The organism is Mesorhizobium sp. P2_F5 (genome assembly GCF_056403715.1).
In genome coordinates this window covers 101,072-125,054 of record NZ_JBFUEY010000018.1, presented here as the reverse complement: position 1 = coordinate 125,054, position 23,983 = coordinate 101,072, and the positions used below count along the sequence as shown (strand labels likewise).

Annotated in this window: 21 protein-coding genes; 5 read left to right on the top strand and 16 right to left on the bottom strand. The window is 63.1% G+C overall.

The features are described 5' to 3' along the window. Nucleotides 1–63: 63 nt before the first annotated feature. A complete protein-coding gene (gene kynU, locus AC1DYO_RS22745) occupies nt 64–1,311 on the bottom strand; it encodes a kynureninase (RefSeq protein ID WP_477266724.1) in 1,248 nt (415 codons plus the stop codon). Between the two features lie 166 nt (nt 1,312–1,477). Between kynU and AC1DYO_RS22740 the strand changes: the two genes are divergently transcribed. Continuing rightward, nucleotides 1,478–2,257 (top strand): GntR family transcriptional regulator, encoded by a 780-nt coding sequence (locus tag AC1DYO_RS22740; RefSeq protein ID WP_477266723.1) that lies wholly within the window; start codon nt 1,478–1,480, stop codon nt 2,255–2,257. Nucleotides 2,258–2,470: 213 nt separating this feature from the next. Next, nucleotides 2,471–3,232 (top strand): transcriptional repressor LexA, encoded by a 762-nt coding sequence (lexA, locus tag AC1DYO_RS22735; protein WP_477266722.1) that lies wholly within the window; start codon nt 2,471–2,473, stop codon nt 3,230–3,232. Here lexA and AC1DYO_RS22730 read toward each other — a convergent pair. Next, nucleotides 3,226–5,682, bottom strand: a complete 2,457-nt coding sequence (locus AC1DYO_RS22730; RefSeq protein WP_477266721.1) for a ComEC/Rec2 family competence protein — start codon at nt 5,680–5,682, stop codon at nt 3,226–3,228. The two genes, lexA and AC1DYO_RS22730, sit on opposite strands and share 7 nt — an antisense overlap. 122 nt (nt 5,683–5,804) lie before the next feature. Between AC1DYO_RS22730 and gltX the strand changes: the two genes are divergently transcribed. Both gltX and gltA read left to right on the top strand, forming a co-directional pair. Further along, nucleotides 5,805–7,229, top strand: coding sequence for a glutamate--tRNA ligase (gene gltX, locus AC1DYO_RS22725; RefSeq protein ID WP_477266739.1), 1,425 nt, complete (start codon nt 5,805–5,807; stop codon nt 7,227–7,229). A gap of 181 nt (nt 7,230–7,410) precedes the next feature. Beyond that, nucleotides 7,411–8,742, top strand: coding sequence for a citrate synthase (gene gltA / locus AC1DYO_RS22720; protein WP_477266720.1), 1,332 nt, complete (start codon nt 7,411–7,413; stop codon nt 8,740–8,742). A 58-nt stretch (nt 8,743–8,800) separates the two neighbouring features. On the opposite strand, the gene lpxB is transcribed toward gltA, so the two are convergent. The 13 genes from lpxB to AC1DYO_RS22655 form a co-directional block, all read right to left on the bottom strand. Continuing rightward, a complete protein-coding gene (gene lpxB / locus AC1DYO_RS22715) occupies nt 8,801–9,979 on the bottom strand; it encodes a lipid-A-disaccharide synthase (RefSeq protein ID WP_477266719.1) in 1,179 nt (392 codons plus the stop codon). Next, entirely contained in the window at nt 9,969–10,871 is a 903-nt protein-coding gene (locus AC1DYO_RS22710) for an LpxI family protein (RefSeq protein WP_477266718.1), read from the bottom strand. Before AC1DYO_RS22710 ends, lpxB begins: the two co-directional genes overlap by 11 nt. After that, the gene (gene lpxA, locus AC1DYO_RS22705) at nt 10,858–11,691 is read right to left on the bottom strand and encodes an acyl-ACP--UDP-N-acetylglucosamine O-acyltransferase (protein WP_477266717.1); all 834 of its coding nucleotides are present in this window, start codon (nt 11,689–11,691) and stop codon (nt 10,858–10,860) included. The genes AC1DYO_RS22710 and lpxA overlap by 14 nt, the downstream gene beginning before the upstream one ends. 15 nt (nt 11,692–11,706) lie before the next feature. Beyond that, complete coding sequence (gene fabZ / locus AC1DYO_RS22700; RefSeq protein ID WP_477266716.1) at nt 11,707–12,159, bottom strand: 3-hydroxyacyl-ACP dehydratase FabZ; 453 nt, start codon at nt 12,157–12,159, stop codon at nt 11,707–11,709. A gap of 1 nt (nt 12,160) precedes the next feature. Continuing rightward, nucleotides 12,161–13,219 carry a UDP-3-O-(3-hydroxymyristoyl)glucosamine N-acyltransferase gene (gene lpxD, locus AC1DYO_RS22695; protein ID WP_477266715.1) on the bottom strand — a complete coding sequence of 353 codons (1,059 nt, stop codon included), beginning with the start codon at nt 13,217–13,219 and terminating at the stop codon, nt 12,161–12,163. 77 nt (nt 13,220–13,296) lie between these two features. Beyond that, entirely contained in the window at nt 13,297–15,675 is a 2,379-nt protein-coding gene (gene bamA / locus AC1DYO_RS22690; protein ID WP_477266714.1) for an outer membrane protein assembly factor BamA, read from the bottom strand. A gap of 217 nt (nt 15,676–15,892) precedes the next feature. After that, nucleotides 15,893–17,035, bottom strand: a complete 1,143-nt coding sequence (gene rseP / locus AC1DYO_RS22685) for an RIP metalloprotease RseP (protein WP_477266713.1) — start codon at nt 17,033–17,035, stop codon at nt 15,893–15,895. A 104-nt stretch (nt 17,036–17,139) separates the two neighbouring features. After that, entirely contained in the window at nt 17,140–17,955 is an 816-nt protein-coding gene (locus AC1DYO_RS22680; protein WP_477266712.1) for a phosphatidate cytidylyltransferase, read from the bottom strand. 11 nt (nt 17,956–17,966) lie between these two features. Beyond that, nucleotides 17,967–18,689 (bottom strand): isoprenyl transferase, encoded by a 723-nt coding sequence (locus AC1DYO_RS22675; RefSeq protein ID WP_477266711.1) that lies wholly within the window; start codon nt 18,687–18,689, stop codon nt 17,967–17,969. A 31-nt stretch (nt 18,690–18,720) separates the two neighbouring features. Next, nucleotides 18,721–19,275, bottom strand: a complete 555-nt coding sequence (frr, locus tag AC1DYO_RS22670; RefSeq protein ID WP_477266710.1) for a ribosome recycling factor — start codon at nt 19,273–19,275, stop codon at nt 18,721–18,723. Nucleotides 19,276–19,373: 98 nt separating this feature from the next. Next, on the bottom strand, nt 19,374–20,096 hold the full coding sequence (pyrH, locus tag AC1DYO_RS22665; RefSeq protein ID WP_023671026.1) for a UMP kinase: 723 nt from the start codon (nt 20,094–20,096) through the stop codon (nt 19,374–19,376). Nucleotides 20,097–20,222: 126 nt separating this feature from the next. Next, nucleotides 20,223–21,332 (bottom strand): aldo/keto reductase, encoded by a 1,110-nt coding sequence (locus tag AC1DYO_RS22660; RefSeq protein ID WP_477266709.1) that lies wholly within the window; start codon nt 21,330–21,332, stop codon nt 20,223–20,225. A 37-nt stretch (nt 21,333–21,369) separates the two neighbouring features. Then, nucleotides 21,370–21,897, bottom strand: coding sequence for a nuclear transport factor 2 family protein (locus AC1DYO_RS22655; protein ID WP_477266708.1), 528 nt, complete (start codon nt 21,895–21,897; stop codon nt 21,370–21,372). 114 nt (nt 21,898–22,011) lie between these two features. On the opposite strand from AC1DYO_RS22655, the gene AC1DYO_RS22650 reads away from it, so the two are divergent. Then, nucleotides 22,012–22,938 (top strand): LysR family transcriptional regulator, encoded by a 927-nt coding sequence (locus tag AC1DYO_RS22650; protein ID WP_477266707.1) that lies wholly within the window; start codon nt 22,012–22,014, stop codon nt 22,936–22,938. Nucleotides 22,939–22,972: 34 nt separating this feature from the next. Here AC1DYO_RS22650 and tsf read toward each other — a convergent pair whose 3' ends face one another. Further along, nucleotides 22,973–23,893 (bottom strand): translation elongation factor Ts, encoded by a 921-nt coding sequence (tsf, locus tag AC1DYO_RS22645; RefSeq protein WP_181057059.1) that lies wholly within the window; start codon nt 23,891–23,893, stop codon nt 22,973–22,975. Nucleotides 23,894–23,983 lie beyond the last annotated feature (90 nt).

Below are 23,983 nucleotides of genomic sequence, written 5' to 3'. Positions count from 1 at the left end.
GGAAAGCGCTATGCGCTTTTCCCCGGAAAACCACGTCACACTTTTCCTGGAATTGCGCCGGCTTCAGGTAACCGCGGTCTTCACCGCGAAGCGGGCGTCCTGCCAGGCGCCGGTGCGCAGAATATCCTCCAGCACTTCGACCGCCTGCCAGACGTCGCCGTAACCGACATAGAGCGGCGTGAAGCCGAAACGGATGGTCGACGGCGCCCGGAAATCGCCGATCACGCCGCGTTCGATCAGTGCGCGCATCACCTGATAACCGTGCGGGTGGAGGAACGACACCTGGCTGCCACGCTGGCTGCCGTCGCGAGGACTTTCCAGTTCAAGCCCATAGGCGCCGCATCTGGCTTCGACGAGCTGGATAAACAGGTCGGTCAGCGCGATGCTCTTTTTGCGCACCGCCGCCATGTCGACATCGTTCCAGATATCGAGCGCGCCCTTGAGCGCCCGCATCGACAGCACCGGCTGCGTTCCGCACAGAAAGCGGCGGATGCCGCTGCCGACGGCAAAGCCCTGTTCGAAGGCAAAGGGCCGCGCATGGCCCCACCAGCCGCTGAGCGGCTGGTGGACATCGCCATGGTGGCGCGCGGCAGCGTAGATGAACGCCGGCGAGCCCGGGCCGCCATTGAGGTATTTGTAGGTGCAGCCGACGGCGAAATCGGCATTGGCACGGTCAAGTTCGACCGGCAAGGCGCCGGCGGTGTGGCAGAGATCCCAGATGATCAGCGCGCCGGCGTCATGCGCTTTGCGCGTCAGCGCCGCCATGTCGCGCAACTGGCCGGATTTGTAGTTGACGTGGTTGACCAGGATGACGGCAACTCTGTCGTCGATCAGCTCCTCGATTGCCGTCGCGTCGACGCCCTCCAGCCGCAGCCGCGTTCCCGGCCGGGTCGAGGCCACGCCTTCGGCCATATAGAGGTCGGTCGGAAAACTGTCGCCCTCGGCAACGATGACCGACCGATCCGGCCGCATGCCGAGCGCGGCGTGCAGCAGCTTGTAGATGTTGATCGAGGTTGTGTCGCAGACCACCGTCTGCCCGTTGGCCGCACCGATCAGTCGTCCGAGCTGATCTCCGAGTTCCACCGGCATGTTGAACCAGCCTGCGGTGTTCCAGGCGCGAATGAGATCCTGCGCCCATTCCCGCGTCGCGGCCTGCTGCAGTTCGCTGAAGACGGCTGGTGACGCGGCGCCCAGCGAATTGCCGTCGAGATAGATCACGCCCTCCGGCAAGACAAAGCGTTCACGCATCGAGCGCAGCGGATCAGCGGCATCCATCGCTTCGATTGCAGCGAGATCGGGTGTCATGCTCATGATCCGGTGCCCTCCGTGGACAAACGCACTCGGCGGAGCCTGCCCGCCCAAACATGCCGGCGATCTTGAGCGGTCCTCCGGAAGCTGTCAAACATTATATATAATTTACGCAATGAAAGGCTTTGATATATAATCATCAGCCGAGCAATCTGTCGGATTGGTCACGATGCTGGATGACGAGCAGTCCTCGAAGACGGAAGCGGCCTATCGGCTGCTCAGGCGCGATATTCTTGCGACCCGGCTGGCGCCTGCCGCGCCGTTGAAGCTGAGCACGCTGCGCGGCACCTACGGTATCGGCTGGACGCCGCTGCGCGAGGCGCTGTCGCGGCTGGAGGCCGAACGGCTTGTGACGGCCATCAGCAACCGTGGGTTTGCGGTCGCTCCCGTCTCTCGGGCGGAGCTCGAGGACTTGGCGCGCGCACGGCGGGTGGTCGAACTGCCCTTGCTGGTGGAATCGATCGAGAAGGGCGACCGTCAGTGGGAAGACGCGATCGTTGCCACCCATTATCGTCTCTCACGGTGCGGGTCCGTTCTCGACGATCCCTCGGATGACACCGTCGATGCATGGTACGAAAAACATGATGCCTTCCATGCGGCGCTGCTCAGTGCCGCGACATCCAGCTGGCTTCTGCGCTTCAATGCGACGATCTCCGACCAATTGCATCGCCATCACCGCTTTCTGGGACTGGCCCCGACGCTGCGCGCGGCTGCCGGCCGCAAGGATGGACACCAGAAGGCCATGGAGGCCCTGCGCGACGCCGTGGCGATCGAACACCACACCGCACTGATGGAAGCAGCCCTTGATCGCGACGCCGAACGCGCGAAAACACTGATGACCGTTCACATCGGCTACACGCTGCAGGTCTATGCCCAGAGTGAGCCGGGCGGCGCGGTTGATGCGGCGCAACCGCACCCGAAAAAGAAGCGGCGATCGGGCAACGCGTGAACTAGCCGATGGCGCGACCCTCAGCGCTTTGGCTTCGTTCAACACCGTTGCCGGCAAACGAGCGCAGGCTGCCTGCCGCGCGCCGACGTATGCTGAACAAAACGTCAACACATTCATTAAACTTTAAATGGTTGCGGAACACAACTGGAACAGATAGTGTTTGTTCTGGGTTTGTTTTTTCCGATTCTGGTTTCAGAACCCGTGGGGGCCGCGATGCTGACGCGCAAGCAACATGAACTTCTGATGTTCATCCATGAACGCCTGAAGGAGAGCGGAATCCCGCCGTCTTTCGACGAGATGAAGGAGGCGCTCGACCTCGCTTCGAAGTCCGGCATTCACCGCCTGATCACGGCTCTCGAGGAGCGCGGTTTCATTCGCCGGCTGCCGAACAGGGCGCGCGCGCTGGAAGTGCTGCGGCTGCCCGACTCGATCGCGCCCGGCCTCAATGCGGCGAGGAAGTTTTCGCCAAGCGTCATCCAGGGCAGTCTCGGACAAGGCGGCCAAGGCGGTGTGGGGCAAGGCGGTCTCGGCCGCCAGATCAAGCCGGGCTCGTCGTCGCGTTCGATGTCTGCCGGCAATGACGATGCGGTTTCCGCGGTGTCGATCCCGGTGATGGGACGCATCGCCGCCGGTGTGCCGATCGACGCCATCCAGCACCAGACGCATTCGATCTCGGTGCCGCCGGATATGATCATGGGCGGCGAACACTACGCGCTCGAGGTCAAGGGCGACTCGATGATCGAGGCCGGCATTTTCGACGGCGATACGGTCATCATCCGCAATGCCGACACGGCGAGCCCCGGCGAGATCATCGTGGCGCTGGTCGACGAGGAGGAAGCGACGCTGAAACGCTTCCGCCGCAAGGGCGCCTCGATCGCGCTGGAAGCCGCCAACCCGGCCTATGAGACCCGCATCTTCGGTCCGGACCGGGTCAAGGTGCAGGGCAAGCTGGTCGGGTTGATCCGGCGCTACTGAGCCGGCTCAGGTTTGTACTTTTCGCGCTGCTTGTAAGGCGGCAGACCACGCGCTTCGCGTGAGAAGCGGCGTTGCTCGTGCCAGGGGCGATACGGCTTGTCGACGGCAAAGCGGATCGTTGGCGCTGTCGCGGCCGATTGTGGATCGAAGAAGACGGCGGCACTCCCGTTGCGTGCAAGCTGTTTCTTCGTCACGACCAGCACCAGCGGGTCGCGGCACGGATTGTAGGCGGCGGCATCGTCGATGACGATCAGGCTCGCAAAAGCACAAGCCGGCCGAGCCGCGTTGCGATCCTTCGCCAGCGCGATGATGGCGCCGGATGGATGCCGCGCAATGCAGAGATCGCCCCTGCAATAGAAGGGCGCGCCTGGCGGCAAGTCGAGCGGATCGAGATCGAACCGCGTATCTGTTGCCTCGAAAATCTCAGGCGGGATAATGGTTTCGGCTCTCAGTGCGCGTTTCCAATTGTCGGTGGTGAATTCGTTCGAGCGTTCGCGATTGAGAGCGAGCTCGCCGCCGCCGATCGGCATGGCCACCAGATGCGCATCTTCGGAAATGAGCACGTCAGGCGTGCGCACCTGCGGCACCGTCAACAGGCCGGCCAGTGCGAAAGGCACGGCTGCGAGCCGGAGCCAGGTAGTCGCCATGGTGGCGATAACGAGGGCGACCGCCACTAGCAGCACCGAGCGGATGGAGATCAGCCCGACGGCATCGACCGGCGAGCGCTCGGAAATCCAGGCCGATATGGCGATCATCGCCGTCAGGCCCTTGCCCATCACATATAGGAATGGCCCGTCGGCGCCGAATGGCATGGCCAGCGCGCTAAGCACGGCAAAGGGCATGACGATCAACGACACGATCGGCATCACAGTGAGATTGGCGAGCAGGCTGAGCGGCGACACGCGCTGAAAATGCCAGATGGCAAACAGCAAGGTAGCACTGCCAGCGATAATCGAGGTCATGGCGAGACCGCCCATGGCCAGCAGGAATTTTCGCGACAGGAAGCTGACAAAGGAGCGTTTCGCCGGCGGCGGTCTCACCTTGTCGGCGCGATAGTCGGCCCAGCCGGCATAGGCGCCGACAAGCGCGGCGGTTGCGGCAAACGACATCTGGAAGCTGGGGCCGACCACTTCATGCGGCGACACCAGGATGACGGCGATGGCCGAGATCGCCAGATTGCGCATGGTGAGCGCCGCGCGATCAAACAACACCGCGACAAGCATGACCGCCAGCATGATGAAGCTGCGCTCGGCGGCAACCACGATGCCTGAAATGACGAGATAGGCAGCGATGGAGACAAGCGCTGCGGCGGCCGCATATTTCTTCACCGGCCGGCGCGAGGAGAAATCCGGAAACAGCGCAAAGGCGCCCCGCAGCAACGCCATGATGGTGCCGGCAACCAGCGCCATGTGCAGGCCCGAAATGGAGATGATGTGGTAGATGCCGGTGCGCCGCATCGCCTCGTTGACCTCATCCGGGATGCCGGCGCGCACGCCGACAATGAGCGCCGCGGCAATCTCGCCTTCGGCGCCGCCGATTTTGCTGCGGACGTGGTCGGCAATACTCTCGCGCGCATTCTCGATCGCCGAAGAGAGCCGTGCGGTCGGCGGTGGCGGTCCCTGCGCGACGATGGTTTTGGGATTGCCGAGAAAGAAGCCGCTGCCGCCGATGCCGGTGAAATAGCTGTCGAAGGAGAAATCATAGCTCTCCGGCCGCACCGGACCGGTCGGCGGCAACAGCCTGGCATAGCCGGTGATCAGGGAGCCGGCGGTCATATCGGCGGGAACAGTGCGCGCCGAGAGCCTGACCCGCTCCGGCGCGTAGCGCAGCTTGGGGCGAGCGGTCGAAATCACGTCGAGCGTCAGCCTCACGCGGCCGTTCTCCATCTCCTCCAAGCTGACGACGCGCCCGGTCAGCCTTGTCTGGATCTCGGAGCCAAGCATCTGCGTTCCGGCGCGCCAGGTCTCGACCTTGGCGGCAACGACGCCGAGCGCGCACAGCATCGCGGCCATAAAGCACAGATGCGCCCTCGGCCACGACCGCGTGACAACAGCACAGCATGTCGTCAGCACCACAATGGCGATTGGCTGGGCAAAGCCCGGCTCACTGGCCAGCGAGAAATAGGCAATGACGCCGGCCGCCAGGAAAACCGGCACCAGCAGGAAGGCAACACCGCGGTCGAGTTCCGTACCGGCGGCCACGGCAAGGCTGCGGCGGATTGCAGGCCATGACGAACGGCGAAGCAGTTTGCGCAGACGGACAGCAGATCCCGGTGCGACGACCGGCACCGGCGTGGCATCATCCGGAGACAAAGGCCGGAGGCCAGGTCGCGTCTCGGGCAGCGCGACGGGGATCGGCTCGGCATTGGGGCTGTCGGCAAACAGGGAGCGTTCGTTGACGCTTGTCGCAGCGCCCTCGCCTTGATCCGTGCCCCGGCCACGTCCAGCCATCGGGTCTGCCCCTTGCGCCCCAGACCTCCTATGCTACATGAACGCGCAAAGCGCGAAAGTCCGCGCGATCACGCCCCACTTTCCAGCTTTGCCCGAGAATTGCCATGTCCAACAAAATTGCCATGTCCAACAGGGTGGTCACCCGTTTTGCCCCCTCGCCCACCGGCTATCTGCATATCGGTGGCGCGCGCACGGCGCTGTTCAACTGGCTGTACGCCAAGCACACCGACGGCACGATGGCGCTGCGCATCGAGGATACCGACCGCGAACGTTCCAGCGCCGCGGCAACCCAGGCCATTCTGGATGGGCTGACCTGGCTCGGCCTGTCCTGGGATGGCGAGGCCGTCTCGCAGTTCGAGCGTGCGCCGCGCCACCGCGAGGTGGCCGAGGAACTGGTCCGCCTGGGCAAGGCCTATTACGCCTACGAAACGCCAGCCGAGCTCGAGGCGATGCGCGAGGCGGCACGCGCCAAGAGCCTGCCGCCACGCTACAATGGCGCGTGGCGCGACCGCGACCCCTCCGAGGGGCCCGCCGGCGTCAGGGGCGCCATCCGCATCAAGGCGCCGACCGAGGGCGAGACCGTGGTGCACGACCGCGTGCAGGGCGAGGTGCGCTTCCCCAACAAGGATCTCGACGATTTCATCATCCTGCGTTCGGATGGCGTCCCGACCTACATGCATGCTGTTGTCGTCGACGACCACGACATGGGCGTCACCCACATCATTCGCGGCGACGACCATCTGACCAATGCCGCGCGCCAGACGGTGATCTACAACGCCATGGACTGGGAGGTGCCGTCCATGTCGCACATCCCGCTGATCCATGGCGCCGACGGCGCCAAACTGTCGAAGCGGCATGGCGCCCTCGGCGTCGAGGCCTATCGCGCCATGGGCTATCTACCCGAGGCACTGCTCAACTATCTGGCGCGGCTCGGCTGGAGCCATGGCGACGACGAGGTGATGTCGATCAAGGACATGATCGCCTGGTTCGACATTGGCGACGTCAACAAGGGTGCGGCGCGTTTCGACTTCGCCAAGCTCGATGCACTGAACGGCGTGCATATGCGCAAGATGGACGACAGAGCACTGCTCGACATCTTCGTCGCCACTCTGCCTTATATCGAAGGCGGCCCGACGCTCGCCGCCCGCCTCGACGACATCAGGAAAGTGCAGTTGCTGGCCGCCCTGCCTGGCCTGAAGGAGCGTGCCAAGACGCTGGTGGAACTGGCCGATGGCGCCGGCTTCCTGTTCGTCGAGCGGCCGCTGCCGATCGACGAGAAGGCGGCAGCGCTTCTCAATGCCGATGCGCGTACGATCCTGCGCGGGGCACACGCGGCTTTGCAGACGGTTTCAGGTGAATGGACGGCCGCAGCGGCGGAAGCCGCTGTGCGCGAGTTCGCGACGGCCGGCGGTCACAAGCTTGGCGCGGTGGCCCAACCGCTGAGAGCAGCCCTTACCGGCCGCAGCACCTCGCCCGGCGTGTTCGACGTGCTTGCCGTGCTCGGCCGCGAGGAAAGCCTGGCGCGGATTGCGGATCAAATCGATTAGGAGCGAGCTGGCCCAAGAAGATTGGCATTGAAAGGCGCGTTTCGCAGTGCAACATTAGGCCCTGGCCCAATCTGGCACGCACCTCCCAAAATGCGGTGGCGAGTTCGCGCATTCCGGTGATTTCGACGTGTCGTTTGCAGGAATTGCCTTGCCGGCATGAGGAACATGAAGGAGTTTGAGAATGAGCGAAGCTGCGACAAAACTGGAAACCGGCAGCAAGACGACGCACCCGTCGACTGCCACGCTCGAACTGGCCGGCAAGACGCACGAACTCAAGGTGCGAAGCGGTTCGGTCGGGCCTGACGTCATCGACATCGGTGCGCTCTACAGCACCACCGGCGCCTTTACCTACGACCCTGGCTTTACCTCGACGGCGAGCTGCGAGTCGGCGATCACCTTCATCGACGGCGATGCCGGCATCCTGCTGCACCGCGGCTATCCGATCGACCAGCTGGCCGAGCATGGCGACTTCCTCGAAGTCTGCTACCTCCTGCTCTACGGCGAACTGCCGACCAAGGCGCAAAAGGACGATTTCGACTACCGGGTGACGCGCCACACCATGGTGCATGAGCAGATGTCGCGCTTCTTCACCGGCTTCCGCCGCGATGCGCATCCGATGGCTGTGATGTGCGGCGTGGTCGGCGCGCTGTCGGCCTTCTATCACGACTCCACCGACATTTCGGACCCGTATCAACGCATGGTCGCCTCGATGCGGCTGATCGCCAAGATGCCGACGATCGCGGCCATGGCCTACAAATACCATATCGGCCAGCCCTTCATTTACCCGAAGAACGAGCTGAACTTCGCCGCCAACTTCCTGCATATGTGCTTTGCGGTGCCGTGCGAGGAATACAAGATCAATCCGGTGCTGGCGCGCGCCATGGAGCGCATCTTCATCCTCCATGCCGACCACGAGCAGAACGCGTCCACCTCGACGGTGCGTCTTGCCGGTTCGTCGGGCGCCAACCCGTTCGCCTGCATTGCCGCCGGCATTGCCTGCCTGTGGGGCCCGGCACATGGCGGCGCCAACGAGGCGGCGCTCAACATGCTGGGCGAAATCGGCCATGTCGACCACATCCCGGAATTCATCGCCCGCGCCAAGGACAAGAACGATCCGTTCCGCCTGATGGGTTTTGGCCACCGCGTCTACAAGAACTACGATCCTCGCGCGAAAATCATGCAGAAGACGGCACATGAGGTGCTGGGCGAACTCGGCATCAAGGACGATCCGCTGCTCGACATCGCCATGGAGCTGGAAAAGATCGCGCTGACCGATTCCTACTTCATCGAAAAGAAGCTCTATCCGAATGTCGATTTCTATTCCGGCATCACGCTGAAGGCGCTGGGCTTCCCCACCACCATGTTCACCGTGCTGTTCGCGGTCGCCCGCACCGTCGGCTGGATCGCGCAGTGGAAGGAAATGATCGAGGATCCGCACCAGAAGATTGGCCGCCCGCGCCAGCTCTATACCGGCGCGCCGGAACGCGACTACGTGCCGATCGCCAAGCGCTGATCAAAGCCGTATCCGGCTTTCGCCATAACACTGCAAAAAGCGCCCGCAAGGGCGCTTTTTAGTTGGAGTGACGAAGCTTGATGTGGCGAAGAACAACATCCGCGGCAATGTCGCCGGAGGGCTTGTCGGTGGCCATGCGCCTGGCGACTTCGGCAAAGCCGTCCTTTTGCCAGGTGCGATAGGCTGTGTCTGAAAACAGAGCCTCAAGCTGCCGCGCCAGATAACGCGGCCGCACATACTGGTTGTAGTGCTCCGGCACGATCGTCTGGTCGGCGATCAGATTGGGCAAGGCGGCGCTCCACACCGTGACCAGCCCCTGGACCATGCGCATCACCGGATCGAGCCGGTAGCATGAGATCATCGGCACATCAGACAGTGCCAGTTCGAGCGATACCGTTCCCGAAGCAATCAGCGCCGCATCGGCCTTGCCGAAGGCCTGCCATTTGCGCTCCGCATCGAGGATGATCTCAGGCTTTTCATCCCAGCGCGCCACCGACGTCCTGACCAACTCGGCGACATGCGGCACCGTGGGCAACAGCAGGCGCAGGCGGTGTCCGCGCGCCCGCAGGGCCGAGACCGTCTCGCCGAACGGTTCGATAAGCCGGCTCACCTCGCCGCGCCGCGAGCCGGGCAGGACGAGCAGCGTCTTGACGCGGTCACCCGAGAGGTCGCGTGGCTGGGCTTGCGCCCTGGCCGCGCTCATCACGCCCGGATCTTGCGTAAGGCGGTGTCCGACATAGGTGCCGGGCGGGCCACCGAGGCGGCTAAGTTCCTTCACCTCGAAAGGCAGGATGCACAATATGTGGTCGACATAGGGCTTCATCGCCACCGCCCTGCCCGGCCGCCACGCCCAGACGCTCGGGCAGACATAGTGGACGATCGGGATCGAGGGGTCGGCGGAACGGACTTTTTTGGCAACGCGCAGCGAAAAATCCGGGCTGTCGATGGTGATGAGACAGTCGGGTTTTTCAGCGGCAACGGCACTTGCCGTCTGGCTGATGCGCCGCATCAGGCGCGGCAGGTCGCGCAGGATGGCGCTGAGCCCCATCAGCGCGATCTCGGCCCCGTCGAACAGCGGCACCAGTCCGAGCGCCTGCAGATGCCGCCCGCCAATGCCGACCAGCCTGATATCGCGGCCGGTCATGCGTTTCAGCGACTGCACGATGTCAGCGCCCAACAAGTCGCCGGACTCTTCGCCGGCGACGATGGCGATCTTCAGCGGCTTCTCAACTGCCATGGCCAGGCTCCGCGGACGGAAGGCCATACACGAACAGCCCGAGCGCATTGGCGCGCGCGAGAACGACAGGACCTTCAAGGATCAGCGAACGGCCGGCCTCGACGGCAATGCCGGCAAGTCCGGCGGCGTGTGCTGCCTCGACCGTTTGGGGGCCAATGGATGGCAGATCGGCACGCAACTCCTGGCCGGGCTTTGCACATTTGACCAGGACACCGCGGCTCTTGCCGGCGAGCCTGCCGTGACTGCGCAGCTGCTGCGTCCGCTCGAGCAGTCCATGGGTGCCCTCGACGCCTTCCAGGGCGATCGCGCGGCCGCCGATGGCAATCGCCGCCTGGCCGATGTCGAGCGCGCCGATGGCCTTTGCCGCGGCATGTGCCGCGGTAATATCGCTCCAGTCAGACTTTCGCGGCACTGCCTTGGTCAGCGGCCCCTCAGTCGCGACAAGCCGGGGCACGACCTCATGCGCGCCGACAACTTTGACGCCGCGCGACTCCAGGCCGCGGGTCAATATCTTCAACAGGCCGTCATCGCCGCGCGCAAGCGCCATGGCGACCGAGGGTATCAGGGCCAGTAGCCCAAGGCTCGGGCGCATGTCGACCAGCCGCGGCCGGCGCCTGATCTCGCCGGCAAGCACAAGATGGGTGATCCGTCGCCGCCTCAGCAACGCAACCAGCGAGCCGATGTCTTCAAGGGCGAGGCTTTCATGCTCGTAGATTGTGAGCTCGGACTGACGGTCGGCCTGACCGTCGACCAGGATAATGACGGGCGGATGCCCGGCCTCTGCTAGGCCGGCGGCAACTTCGACCGGCAGGCTGCCGCCGCCGGCAATGATGCCGACCCTGGCGTCCGGCGCGAGATCGAGGCCCGTTGAGCTGGCCTCAGTCTTCGTCATCGGCATCGTCGCCGGCGCCACCTTTAAGCGACGGGACGGCATAGTGCCGCTTGCCGCGACTGGTGATGAAATCGATGATTTTCATGGCGGTCGGCGACGAGGCGAACTCGGCCTTGGCGAATTCGATGTTTTCGCCGACGGTGCGGGAGCGGTCGAAGATCGTCTTGTAAGCCTTGCGCAGCACCTGGATTTCGGCGCGCGGCAGGCCGGAGCGCTTCAGGCCGATGATGTTGAGGCCGCGCAGGCTGGCGCGGTTGCCGACGGCAATGGCGTAGGGGATGACATCGCCGACGATTGCCGAGCAGCCGCCGAGAAAGGCGTTGTCGCCGATACGGACAAACTGATGAACGGCCGTGAGGCCGCCGATATAGACATTGTTGCCGACCTCGCAATGGCCGCCCAGCGTGGCGCCATTGGCAAAGGTGGCGTTGTTGCCGACGACGCAGTCATGAGCAATGTGAGCATAGGCAAGGAAATTGCCATTGTCGCCGACGGTCGTCTCGCCACGGCTGGAATCGGTGCCGAGATGCATGGTCGCGCCTTCGCGGATCGTGCAGTTCTGGCCGATAACCAATGTAGTGCGGCCGCCCTTGTGCTTGGTGTTTTGTGGCGGCCCACCCAGTGTCGCCATCGGATAAACCTTGGTCCCAGCGCCGATGGTGGTAGCACCCAGCACCGAGACATGGCTGACCAGTTCGACGCGGTCACCGATCACGACGTCAGTGCCGACGTAGCAGAAAGGCCCGATAGAGGCGCCGTCGCCGATTTGGGCACCGGCCTCGATAACGGCCGAGGGATGGATTGAAGTCTGTATTTTCATGAGCATTTCGAACCGTCAGCCGGTAACCATCATAGCCGAGATCTCGGCTTCGGCGGCCTTTGCGCCTTCCACCATGGCCTCGCAGGCGAATTTGAGCAGGTTGCCGCGCATTTTGATTTTCTTGACGTGGATCTTCAGCTGATCGCCCGGAACGACCGGTTTGCGGAATTTCGCGTTGTCGATGGTCAGGAAATAGACCAGTGACGGCTTTTCCGTGTTGAGGCTGCGAATGCAGATCGCACCAGCCGTCTGCGCCATGGCCTCGACGATCAGCACGCCCGGCATCACCGGCTGGTCCGGGAAATGGCCCTGGAAATGCGGCTCATTGATGGTCACGTTCTTGATGCCGATGGCCGAGTCGTTGCCGTCGATCTCGATGATGCGGTCGATCATCAGGAAGGGATAGCGATGCGGCAAAAGCTTCATCAACCCCAATATATCGACCGCTTCGAGCGTCGCAGGCACCATCTCAGCTACTTCCCCCCTCGCCCTGCTTGCGCGTCCTGGCAAGCTTGCGCAGCATGGCAATCTCGCGCATGGCTTCCGCCATCGGCTGCGCCGGATAGCCTCCCCAGATCTCGCCCGCCGGCACGTTGCTCATAAACCCGCTTCTCGCAGCAAGCTTGGCTCCCGATCCTATGGTCAAATGATCGGCAAGCCCGACGCCGCCGCCCATGGTGACACCATCGCCGACGACGACGGAGCCGGAAATACCCGAAAGCCCGGCTATAATGCAATTGCGGCCGATGCGAACGTTATGGGCGATCTGCACCAGATTGTCGATCTTGGTGCCCTGGCCGATGACCGTATCCGACATGGCGCCGCGATCGACTGTCGTGTTCGAGCCGATTTCAACATCGTCCTGGATGATGACGCGGCCGATCTGCGGCACACGCTCGGGCCCTTTGGCGCCGCCGACGAACCCGAACCCGTCCTGGCCGATGCGGGCGCCACCATGGATGATGACGCGGTTGCCGATCAGCGCATACTGGACGCTGACGCCCGGACCAACATAGCCGTCGCGGCCGATCTGGCAGGAGGGGCCGATAACGGCGTGGGGCGCAATGACGGTTCCGCTGCCGATAGAAGCGCGTGGGCCGATGACTGCTCCGGCTTCTATGATGGCACCGGCCTCGATATGCGCGGAGGCATCGACGTGAGCCTGCGGCGAGACCCCGGTTTCGCTGGTCATCGGTCCCGGAGTGGCCGCCATCGGGAACAGCAGCCGGCCGACCATGGCGAAAGCCTGTTGCGGCCGAGGATGGACCAGAACCGCAATGCCGGCCGGCGCCTTGGTTGCAAATTCGGCCGGACACAGCACGGCCGCCGCCTTCAGCGACTGCATCAGCGCGAAATTGCGCCTGCCGTCGACGAAGACGAGCGCACCCTCGCCGCCTTCGTTGGCTGGCGCCAACGCATCGATCGATATATTGGCAAGGTCGGAATCGACGAGCGCCGCGCCGGTCAGATTCGCGACTTCGCCGGCCGTATACCGGCGTGATGGCGCGAAGAACACCGGATCGGTCATTCCAGAAGCAATATCCAGCTAGGTCGGATCAGTTCTCTTCCGGACCCCAACGGCCCGGAAGCATCGTTACCCGCGCATCAGAAGCGGGTCGAAATGCCGAAGTTGAATTCCTGCACGTCGTCGGTCGACTCTTTCTTGACCGGGATCGCGTAGTCGATGCGGATCGGGCCAAAGGGCGATGCCCACATCAGGCCAACACCGACCGACGCGCGCAAATTCATGTCGGCACTCGACTGGTCGACCAGGCTCTGATCTTTGATCTTGTTGCCATAGAGCGTTGCAGCGTCGGCGAAGACCGCGCCACGCAGGCCAAAACTTTCCGGGATGACCGGCAGCGGAAACTGCGCTTCCGCCGACGCGTTGAAATAAGTGACGCCGCCGAGATGGTCGTCGTTATTGTCGGAGGCTACCGGTCCAATGCCGCCATAGGCAAAACCGCGGATCATTCGGTCACTGCTCTGGAAATGGTCGAAGACGCGCAGACCGTCACCGCCATAGCCTTCGACATGACCAGCGCCGCCGGAGATCAGCCCCACCAGATCAAGTTGCTCTGAAAGCGTCTGGTAGACACTTCCGCGCCCGGTGACCTTGACAAACTTGGCATCGCCACCCAGGCCCGCCACTTCCACGGTCGTGGTGGCATAGATACCCTCATGCGGGTTCTTCATGTCATCGATGGTGTTGTACACCAAGCCGAGACTGACCGACGACTTGATCCACGGGCTTTGCTCCACACCATCGATGATTGCCTGAGAGACGTCGCAGTCTAGGTCAGGGCTGTTCGGATCGGTGCTTCCATCGCAACTGTCGGAGAATTCATATTTCTCCTGGGCAATATTATAAGCCAGCTGAGTAGAGATGTTGTCGGTGATCGGCAGACCAAAACGAACCGTCGCGCCCAGCGTCTCGCTGTCGTAGTGCGAATAATTCCGGGTCTGCTGGTAGATGTCGAAACCCGCTGCGATACGGCGCCCGAGGAAATAGGGCTCGGTGAAGGACAGGCTGTAGTCGCGCGAATTCTTGCCGCCGCCGGCCGAGACCTTGATGTACTGGCCGCGGCCGAGGAAATTGCGCTCCGCAATCGATCCTTCGACGGACGGACCCGCGGTGTCACCACCGGTCGAATAACCGGCGCCGACCGAGAACTCGCCGGTCGATTTCTCGACCACATCGACCACGAGCACGACTTGGTCAGGCTCGGAGCCGGGAACAGTCGAGATGTCGACTTTCTCAAAATAATCCAGCGCTTCCAGCCGCTTCTTCGCGCGCTGGATCAAAACCTGATTGAAGGCGTCGCCTTCGCTGACGTCGAATTCACGGCGAATGACATAGTCGCGCGTGCGATCGTTGCCGCGAATCTCGATGCGCTCGATATAGGCCTTGGTGCCCTGGTCGATCGTATAGACGACCGAAATGGTGTGATTCTCGAAGTTGCGGTCGCCGCGCGGCGTCACCTGGGCGAAGGCATAGCCCGAACCCGCGACCCTCTCGGTCAGCGCGATGATCGTGTCTTCGACATCCTTGGCGTTGTAGACGTCGCCCTTGTGGGTCTGGACCACCGATTCCAGCGACTTCGAGTCGACTTCGGGAATGGTGCTCTCGACGCTGACGTCGCCGAATGTGTAGCGGTCGCCTTCCTGCACGGTGATGGTGACCGTGTACTGGTTGGTCGTGTCGTCGAGCTCGCCGACGGCGGAGACCACCTGGAAGTCGGCATAGCCGTGATTGTAATAGAAGCGACGCAGCGTCTCCTGGTCGGCGCGCAGCTTGTCCTCGTCATAGACGTCGTCGCGCAGCACAAAGGACAGGATGCCCGAGCGCTTGGTGGCGATGACATCGGACAGGCGGCGGCTTGAATAGGCGCTGTTGCCGACAAAATTCACTGCGGCGATCTTGGTGCGACCGCCTTCGTTGATGTTGAAGACCACGTTCACGCGGTTGTCGCCGAGATCCATGATCTGCGTGGTGACTGCAGCATCATCGCGGCCGATTCGCCTGTAGGCGGCCTTGACCGCCTCGACATCGGAATCCAGCGTTGCCTGCGAGAACGTGCCGCGCGGCTTCAACTGCACCGCAACTGCCAAGGCATTGTCCTTGAGCTTCTTGTTGCCCTGGAACAGAACCTGGTTCACCACCTGATATTCGGCAACCTTGACCACCAGCGTCGAGCCGACCTGATTGATCTGAACGTCCGAGAACAGGCCGGTGCCGAACAGCGCCTTGACGGCATCGTCGATGTCGGCGCTTGAAAACGCCTTGCCCGGCTTGATCGTGATGTAGTTGCGAATGGTGTCGGCGTCGACACGCTGGTTACCGCTGACCTCGACTCTCGAGACAACGGCTGCCTGCGCCGCAGATGTGGCAACGAACTGCACTGCGAGCGCGCCTGGCACAACCAGAGCGGCGGACATAGCCACCGCGGACGCGGCGCTCAAAAACTTGGATGCTGCCTTCATCGGGCTTTTGTACCTTTTCTCGAAGTCCCCACGGCGAGAAAACCGGACGTGCGGTAATTTCCCCTACCGTATTAACCGGATTTTCCCTACACGCAAGGCTTCTGGTTAATTTGTAATTACTTAACCCTGATGCGTGGCTTTCGCGTCACGCATACCCCCGTGCATGGTAAACGGCGTCTCAACATTGCCGGTGCCGAAGCCGAATTTCTTCATGATTTCAGCACCCAAACAGATCGTTCCAGAAAACGAAGCCCATAAATCCCAGCACCAGAAAGAGGCCGGCCCGGTACCCCATTTCCATCATCCGCTCCGATACCGGACGTCGGAAAACGGCTTCGATGGCGTAGAACAGGAGATGGCCGCCGTCGAGGGGGGGAATCGGCAAAAGGTTCAGAATTCCGATCCCGACTGACAGCAATGCAACAAGTTGCACGAGCCATTCGAAGCCGAGTTTGGCCGCCTGCCCCGACATCTTGGCGATCTTGATCGGGCCACCCAGCTGGCATTTGTCCTCGCGGCCGACAACAAAACGTTGCAGGAAGTGACCCGTGCCCTGAATGGCCTGCCCCGTCTGCTCGACCGCCGCTCCCAGCGCGCCAATCGGGCTGTAGGTGATCACCCTTGGCTGACCGAGCTCCTTGTTGTTGACGACGCCGATGACGGCCACCTTGGTTTTGTTGCCCAGCGCGTCCTGCTGTTCCATCAACTCCGGCGTCGCGGTGACGGTAATCTCCTTGCCATCGCGCAGCATTGTAAAGGTGAGCGAATCGCCGGCGCGACCCTGCACAAGGCGCTGGACGTCGGCGAAGGTCTCAACCTTGCTGCCGTTGACGGCGACGAATCGGTCGCCGGGCAAAATGCCGGCCTTTTCAGCCGGACTGCCGGCGGTGACCTGAGCCACCATCGGCTCCAGCACCGGGCGGCCATAGAGGGAAAACATCACGGTGAAGACGGCGATGGTCAGCAAGAAGTTGAATAGCGGCCCGGCAAACACCGTGGCCGCGCGTTTCCAGATCGGCTGGGTGTGGAAGGCAACTTCGCGTTCGGCATCGGTCAGCTTGTCCAGATCTTCCGTGCCGGGCTGGCTCGACGTGACGCTCATGTCGCCGACGAATTTGACATAACCGCCGAGCGGTATGGCACAGAGCTTCCAGCGCGTGCCGTGGCTGTCGTTGAAGCCGAAAAGCTCGGGGCCGAAGCCGATCGCGAAGGCTTTTACGCCGATGCCGCACCAGCGGCCGACGAGGTAGTGGCCCATCTCGTGCACGAAGACGACGACAGTCAGCACGAACAGAAACGGCACCAGTGTGCCGAGGACAAAGCCTTCCGTGCTGAAAAACGCGTGAAGAATCTCGTTCAAGTCGTGCCCTCAAATTCACCCACGGCGAAAAGGTGACGCCGCGACTGTGACATCAATCCAGGCGAATCCGTGGCGTGCGCCATTTCTTCGCCGTCAAATGCCGCTCAAGCCGGAAAAAGCCCCTGCGCCGGATGATCGGCGCCCGCCGAAATCCAACCGATGACGTATAGGGCAAAAGCCGCCGCGACAAGCCCATCCACCCTGTCCATGACGCCGCCGTGCCCTGGTATCAACGCGCTGGAATCCTTGCGGCCGTGGCGGCGCTTGACCCAGGACTCGAAGAGGTCGCCAGCCTGGGAGACGATCGACAGCACCAATGCGACCAAAGCAAGCACGCCAAGGTTGCCAGCCCCGGCGGCGGCAGCCAGAAGCACGCCGGCGACCACGCCGCCGACAGCACCGCCAAGCGCACCGCTCTGCGTCTTGCCGGGTGATATCGATGGCGCGAGCTTGGGACCGCCGACGGCGCGGCCGACGAAATAGGCGAAGATGTCGGTCGCCCAGACCACGGCGAACAAAAACAGGATCGCGACCAGGCCGGAACGGTCGCCGTCGCGCAGCAGCGCCAGCGACAGACCGGACAGCGCTGCGTAGGCAAGGCCGGCGGCATCCCATTGCGCGGCTCCGCGCACGCGTGCGCCGACGGCCGCAACGACGACCATCGCCAGGACAAGAGACAGAAGCCACAACGCCGGCACGCCGGCGATCAGGGCGCCGACGAAAACCAGAAGCAACGCCTCTGGAACGAATCCGAGGGCCGCACCGGCCGCAGGGCGCGACATGCGCGCCCATTCATAGAAGATGACCGCCGCCATGCCGGCGCAAAGCAGGCGGAACCACAGCCCGCCCAACCAGGTCAGGCCAAGCGCTACTGCGGCCAGCACCAGCGCCGAGACGATGCGAAGCTGAAGATTGTTCATCCCGCCGCCGATCACGAGGCGGCGACATCTTGAGCGGCGAGCCCGCCGAAGCGGCGCTCCCGGCCAGCGAAATCGCGCAGGGCGTCAGCCAGGTGTTCGCGGCTGAAATCTGGCCAGTAGCAAGGCAGGAAGACCAGCTCGCTATAGGCTGCCTGCCACAAAAGGAAATTCGACAGCCGAAGCTCGCCGCTGGTGCGGATGACCAGCTCCGGATCGGGAATGCCCGCGGTGTCGAGCGAGGCGGCAAAAGTGTCCGCCGTGATCGCCTCGCTGTCGATCTCGCCGCGCGCCACAGCGGCTGCGAGCTTGCGCGCCGTGCGCACGATCTCGTCGCGCCCGCCATAGTTGAAGGCGATGACAAGCGTCAGCGCTTCATTGCGGGCGGTCAGCGATTCGGCCTCTTCGAGCAGGCCCCTGATGTCGGGCTGCAGCCCTGCCCTGTCGCCGATAATCCTGACGCGCACGCCGCTCTGATGCAGTTCGGCCAGATCGCGGCGAATGAACAGCTTCAAAAGCCCCATAAGGTCGCTGACTTCGGATTTGGGCCGCGACCAGTTCTCCGACGAAAAGGCGTAGACGGTCAGGAAGGAAATGCCGAGACCGGGCGCGGCGCGCACCGTCTTGCGCAGCGCCTCGACGCCGGCGCGATGGCCGGCAAGCCGCGGCATGCCGCGCGCCTTGGCCCAGCGTCCGTTTCCATCCATGATGATCGCGACATGCGCGGGCGTTGCCATGGTCTCGCTTTCGGGCCGGTGTGGGCCGACCCTAAACCTGCATAATTTCAGCTTCCTTATCGGAAAGCAGGTGATCGATGGTGCTGATCGTCTCGTCGGTCAGCTTCTGGACCTGATCGGAGCGCGTGCGCTGATCGTCCTCGCTGATATCGCCGTCCTTTTCCGCTTTCTTCAAGAAGTCCATGCCGTCGCGGCGGACATGACGCACCGCAACGCGGGCGTTCTCGGCGTAGCCGTGCGAAATCTTGACCAGTTCCTTGCGGCGCTGCTCGTTGAGCTCGGGCAGCGGAATCCTGAGATTGGTGCCATCGACGATCGGATTGAAGCCGAGATTGGATTCTCTGATGGCGCGGTCGACAGCGCCGACCATCGACTTGTCCCAGACCGAAACCGAAATCATGCGCGGCTCCGGCACCGACACATTCGCCACCTGGTTGATCGGCATGGTGGTGCCATAGGCCTGGACCTGGATGGCGTCGAGCAGATTGCTGGAGGCGCGGCCGGTGCGCAGCGAAGCCAGATCGTGCTTGAAGGCCGCGATCGCGCCATCCATGCGCCGCTTGAGGTCGTCGAACTCACCACTCATCTTAGTCTCCTCGACCCGTTTGACCCGGGTTCACTGCTTAGGGCCCGAATAGCCCGCTTTCGAAAAACTGATCCCCGTTCCGGAGAGTATACTCCGGATCACTCGTCGGCGACGATCGTGCAACGGCCGCCGCCCCTCAGAATATCGCCGAAACCACCTTTTTCGTGGATCGAATAGACGATTATCGGGATGTTGTTTTCGCGCGCAAGTGCAATTGCGGCGGTATCCATGATCGAAAGCCCCTTGTTGATGACTTCGGCATGGCTGATGCGCTCGAAGCGGGTCGCATTCGGATCCTTCTTGGGATCGGCCGAATAGACGCCGTCAACCTGGGTGCCCTTGAACAGGGCGTCGGCGCCGATCTCGGCGGCGCGCAGGGCCGCGGCCGAATCGGTGGTGAAGAACGGATTGCCGGTACCGCCGGCGAAAATGACGACCTTGCCCTGGTTCATATAGGCGGTGGCCTGGCGCTGGGAAAAACTCTCGCACAGTTCGGGCATGGCGATCGCCGACAGCACGACGGCGTCGACGCCGATCTTGTTCAGCGAGGTGCGCAGCGCCAGCGAGTTGATGACGGTGGCAAGCATGCCCATATGGTCGCCGGTGACGCGGTCGCCACCCTTGGACGCCACCGCCACGCCGCGAAAAATGTTACCGCCGCCGATGACGACGCCGACCTCGATGCCGAGCGCGCGGGCTTCGGCGATATCGGCGGCGATGCGGTCGACGACCGAGACGTCGATGCCGAAATGCTGCTCGCCCATCAATGCTTCGCCCGACGCTTTCAGCAAGACACGTCGATAGAGGGGCTTTGCCGTCATCTGGACCTCGTCATTATTGCGTGTGGCGCGCCTGGGCAGGCCACCCTCGCGCGGGCGCGGGCGCGGCCGCTGGCGCGATGCCCGCGGGCCGCCCCTCGCCAATTCCGCCTGTCTTATCGCGGTCTGTCAGTTGCTGGTGATGCTGACGGCGTCGCCTTCGACCAGCAGCGGCGGCGCATAGCCGGCTGGCTTGTTGCCGGTCACGGCGCCGCCGGTAACCCGAGCCTGGATCTCGGAACCGAAAAAGGAATAGGGGAATGGCGGCGGTGTCTTGCTGATGTGATCCAACCGCTCGCGAAGCTCGGGGGGAATCGTGAAATCCAGCGCCGCCAGATTGTCCTGCATCTGCGCCAGTTTGGTGGCGCCAAGGATCACGGTGGCGATGCCCGGTTGCGTTGCCACCCAGTTGACGGCGACTTGGGGCATGCTGCGCCCGAGCTCGGCGGCGACCTTTTCGAGTTCCGCCACGATCGCCCAGTTGCGCTCAGAAAATTTCCGGAACCCCGGATGGGTGGTGTTGCGGAAGCCGTCGAGCCGACCGGCATTGCCGTCCTGTATCGGCCGGTACTTGCCGCTGAGCAGCCCGCTGGCCAGCGGGCTCCACACCATGATACCGGCGCCATGGCGGGTGCCGAACGGCACGAATTCATGTTCAATCGAACGCTCGGCCAGCGAGTATTCGAGCTGCAGGGCCGACACCGGCTCATAACCGCGCAATTCGGCGATCGTTTGCGCGCGGGCAGCATACCAGGCCGGCACATCGGACAGGCCGACATGGCGAATTTTGCCTGCGCGCACGAGATCGTCCATCGTGCGCATCACCTCCTCGGCCGGTGTCAGACTGTCCCAGACATGCAGGAGATAGAGGTCGATATAGTCGGTGCTCAACCGCTTCAGCGAGGCGTCGACGGCGCGCATCAGGTTCTTGCGGCCGTTGCCGCCGCCATTCGGATTGCCAGGCTCCGCGTTAAAGGTGAATTTGGTGGCGATCACCGCTCTGTCACGCAAGCCGCGCTCGGCGATGAATTCACCAAGCCAGGTTTCGGCGGTGCCGCCGGTATAGAGATCGGCGGTGTCGAAGAAATTGCCGCCGGCGTCGACATAGGCGTCGACCATGGCGCGCGCCGTCTCCCTGTCCGCACCCCAGCCCCATTCGGTGCCGAAGGTCATGGTGCCCAGAGCCAGCCGGCTCACTCTAAGACCGCTGTTGCCGAGCGTGTAGTAGTTCATGGTCATGGTGTTTTTTTCCGATCCTGATTTTTTTGATGCCGGCTCATTGGCCGGGCGTGGTCTTGACCCAGAGGTTGCCGCGCTCATGCGTGGCGCGGAAAATGAAGCCGTCGACTTTCCAGCCGGCGCCGGAGCAGACCAGATGATGCTCGTAATTGCCCCAGACTTCCCAGAGCGGATCGCCATTGCCTTCCATCCGGTTCCAGGCATAGCCGTTGGAGGAGACGCTGGCCGCATCCGCCTCAAGAACCACCTGGTGGTTGGTGCGCAGATGCAGGCTCGTCTTGCTGCCCCTGAGGTTGCCGGCCCAGGTGCCGATCAGATCGTCGGAGGCGATGGTGGCCGCTGGCTGTCCCGACAGGCTGTTGAAGTCGACGGTGACACGGTCGGCGAAATAGGAACGCGCAAGCTTCCAGTCCTGCGCATCAACGGCACGGTCAATGGCGTCGGCGATACGGATGACGGCGCGTTCGTCGGCCAGCGCGCGCCAGCCGGACGGCTCGGCGCCGCCGGCATCTGCCGGCGCCAGGGCAAGGCCTGCGGCGAAGGCTACGTTTTTCAAAGGGTTCATGTTTTTTCTCCTTGTGCATCTGCCCGCCGCCGATGTGTTGACCACAATATGGCCCGCCACGCTGGCATCGGTAAGATTGCATTGTTTGCATGGACTATGCGATATCATGCATGAATGGACCGGGACCTGCTCAGCCATCTGCCTGTTGTCGTCGCCGTTGCCCGGCGCGGCGGCTTCGCGCTTGCCGCAGCCGAACTCGGCATGAGCCCGTCCGCGGTCAGCCACGCCGTGCGCCTCGTGGAGGAGCGCATCGGCCAGCCGTTGTTTGCGCGCACGACGCGCAGCGTCTCATTGACGGAAGCCGGCAAGGCGCTGGTGGAGACGGCGGCCCCTGCCCTTCAGGACATTGCCGAGCGGATGGATCGCATCCGCGCCATCAAGGGCCGGCCTTCAGGCCTGCTCAGGCTCAACGTTCCCAACATCGCGGTTCCACTTGCCGTCACGCCTGTGGTCGCGGCGATGGCGGAGCGCTATCCGGATGTGACGGTCGAATTGCTCACCGACCAGGGGCTGATCGACATTGTCGGCGAAGGTTTCGACGCCGGCATCCGGCTGGGCGAAATGATCGCGCAGGACATGGTCACGGTTCGGCTGACGCCACCGTTCAAGGCCGTCATCGTTGCCTCTCCCGCCTATGTCGGCCGGCATGGCCGCGCGCGCAGCGTGGCCGATCTCGCCAACCACAATTGCATCGGCTACCGGCTCGTCCGCTCCGGTGCACTCTACCGCTGGGACCTGACCGAGGATGGCAAGGATGTCGTGGTCGAGACGAAGGGCACTGTCATCGTAACGGATTCGCTCGCCGCGATCGACCTTGCGCTTGCCGGCGTCGGGCTGACCTATGTGTTCGAACCGCTGGTGCGCGCGGACTTGGCCGCTGGCCGTCTCGTTCAGATCCTGCCGCAAACGGCGATCGAAGAGCCCGGCCTCTTCCTTTACTTCCCGCGCCGGGCGTCAATGGCGCCGAAGCTCAGGGCCTTCATCGACACCGCACAAGAAATCGGCCGAGCATCCTTGCGGACACCCGGCCGAGTTGCCTGAGCTGGGAAGCCCCTTTCAGGGCTATTTCTAAAGGTTACTTCTTGACCGCGGCCGCGACTTCCGCCGCGAAATCGGTCTCTTCCTTTTCGATGCCTTCGCCGAGCGCAAAGCGCAGATAGGCGGAGATCTTGGCCGGAGCGCCGATTTCCTTCTCGGCATCCTTCAGCGCCTTCTCGACGGTGATGTCGGGATTGAGCACGAAGGCTTGCTTCAGGAGCACAACTTCCTCGTAGAACTTGCGCAGGCGGCCCTCGACCATCTTTTCGATGATCGCTTCCGGCTTGCCGGACTGGCGTGCCTGATCGGAGAAGATCGCCTTCTCGCGCTCGACCGCAGCCGGATCGATCTGCTCGGCCGTCAGCGCCATCGGGTTGGTGGCGGCGACATGCATGGCGACCTGGCGGCCAAAAGCGTTGGCGGCATGCTCATTGCCCGTGGTCTCGATCGCGACCAGCACGCCAAGCTTGCCAAGGCCATCGGCAACCGCGTTGTGGACATAGGTCGCGACTGCGCCGTGCGGAACGGTCAGCTTGGCCGAGCGGCGGAAGCCCATGTTCTCACCGATTGTGCCGACAGCATCCTTGATGGTGTCAGCAACCGACTTGTCCGAACCCGGATACTTTGCGGCAGCCACAGCCTCTGTCGTGCCATAGGCGAGCGCCACCTTGGCGACGTTGGCGACGATTTCCTGGAAAGCCGCGTTGCGGGCGACGAAGTCGGTCTCGGAATTGACTTCGACGACAGCAGCCTCGCGCACGCCATTGTCGACACCGATCAGGCCTTCGGCAGCAGTGCGGCCGGCCTTCTTGTCGGCCTTGGAGATGCCCTTCTTGCGCAGCCAGTCGACGGCCTCTTCCATGTTGCCGTTGGTCTCGGTCAACGCCGCCTTGCAGTCCATCATGCCCGCGCCCGTCAAGTCGCGGAGTTCTTTGACCTGTGCAGCCGAAATGCTCATTGTCGCCTCTTTGTTTTAAATGCACCGACGCACCACCGGTACTCGGTGATGCGTCCGTTTAGCGTGCCAAAATATTAGAAAGATGAAGGC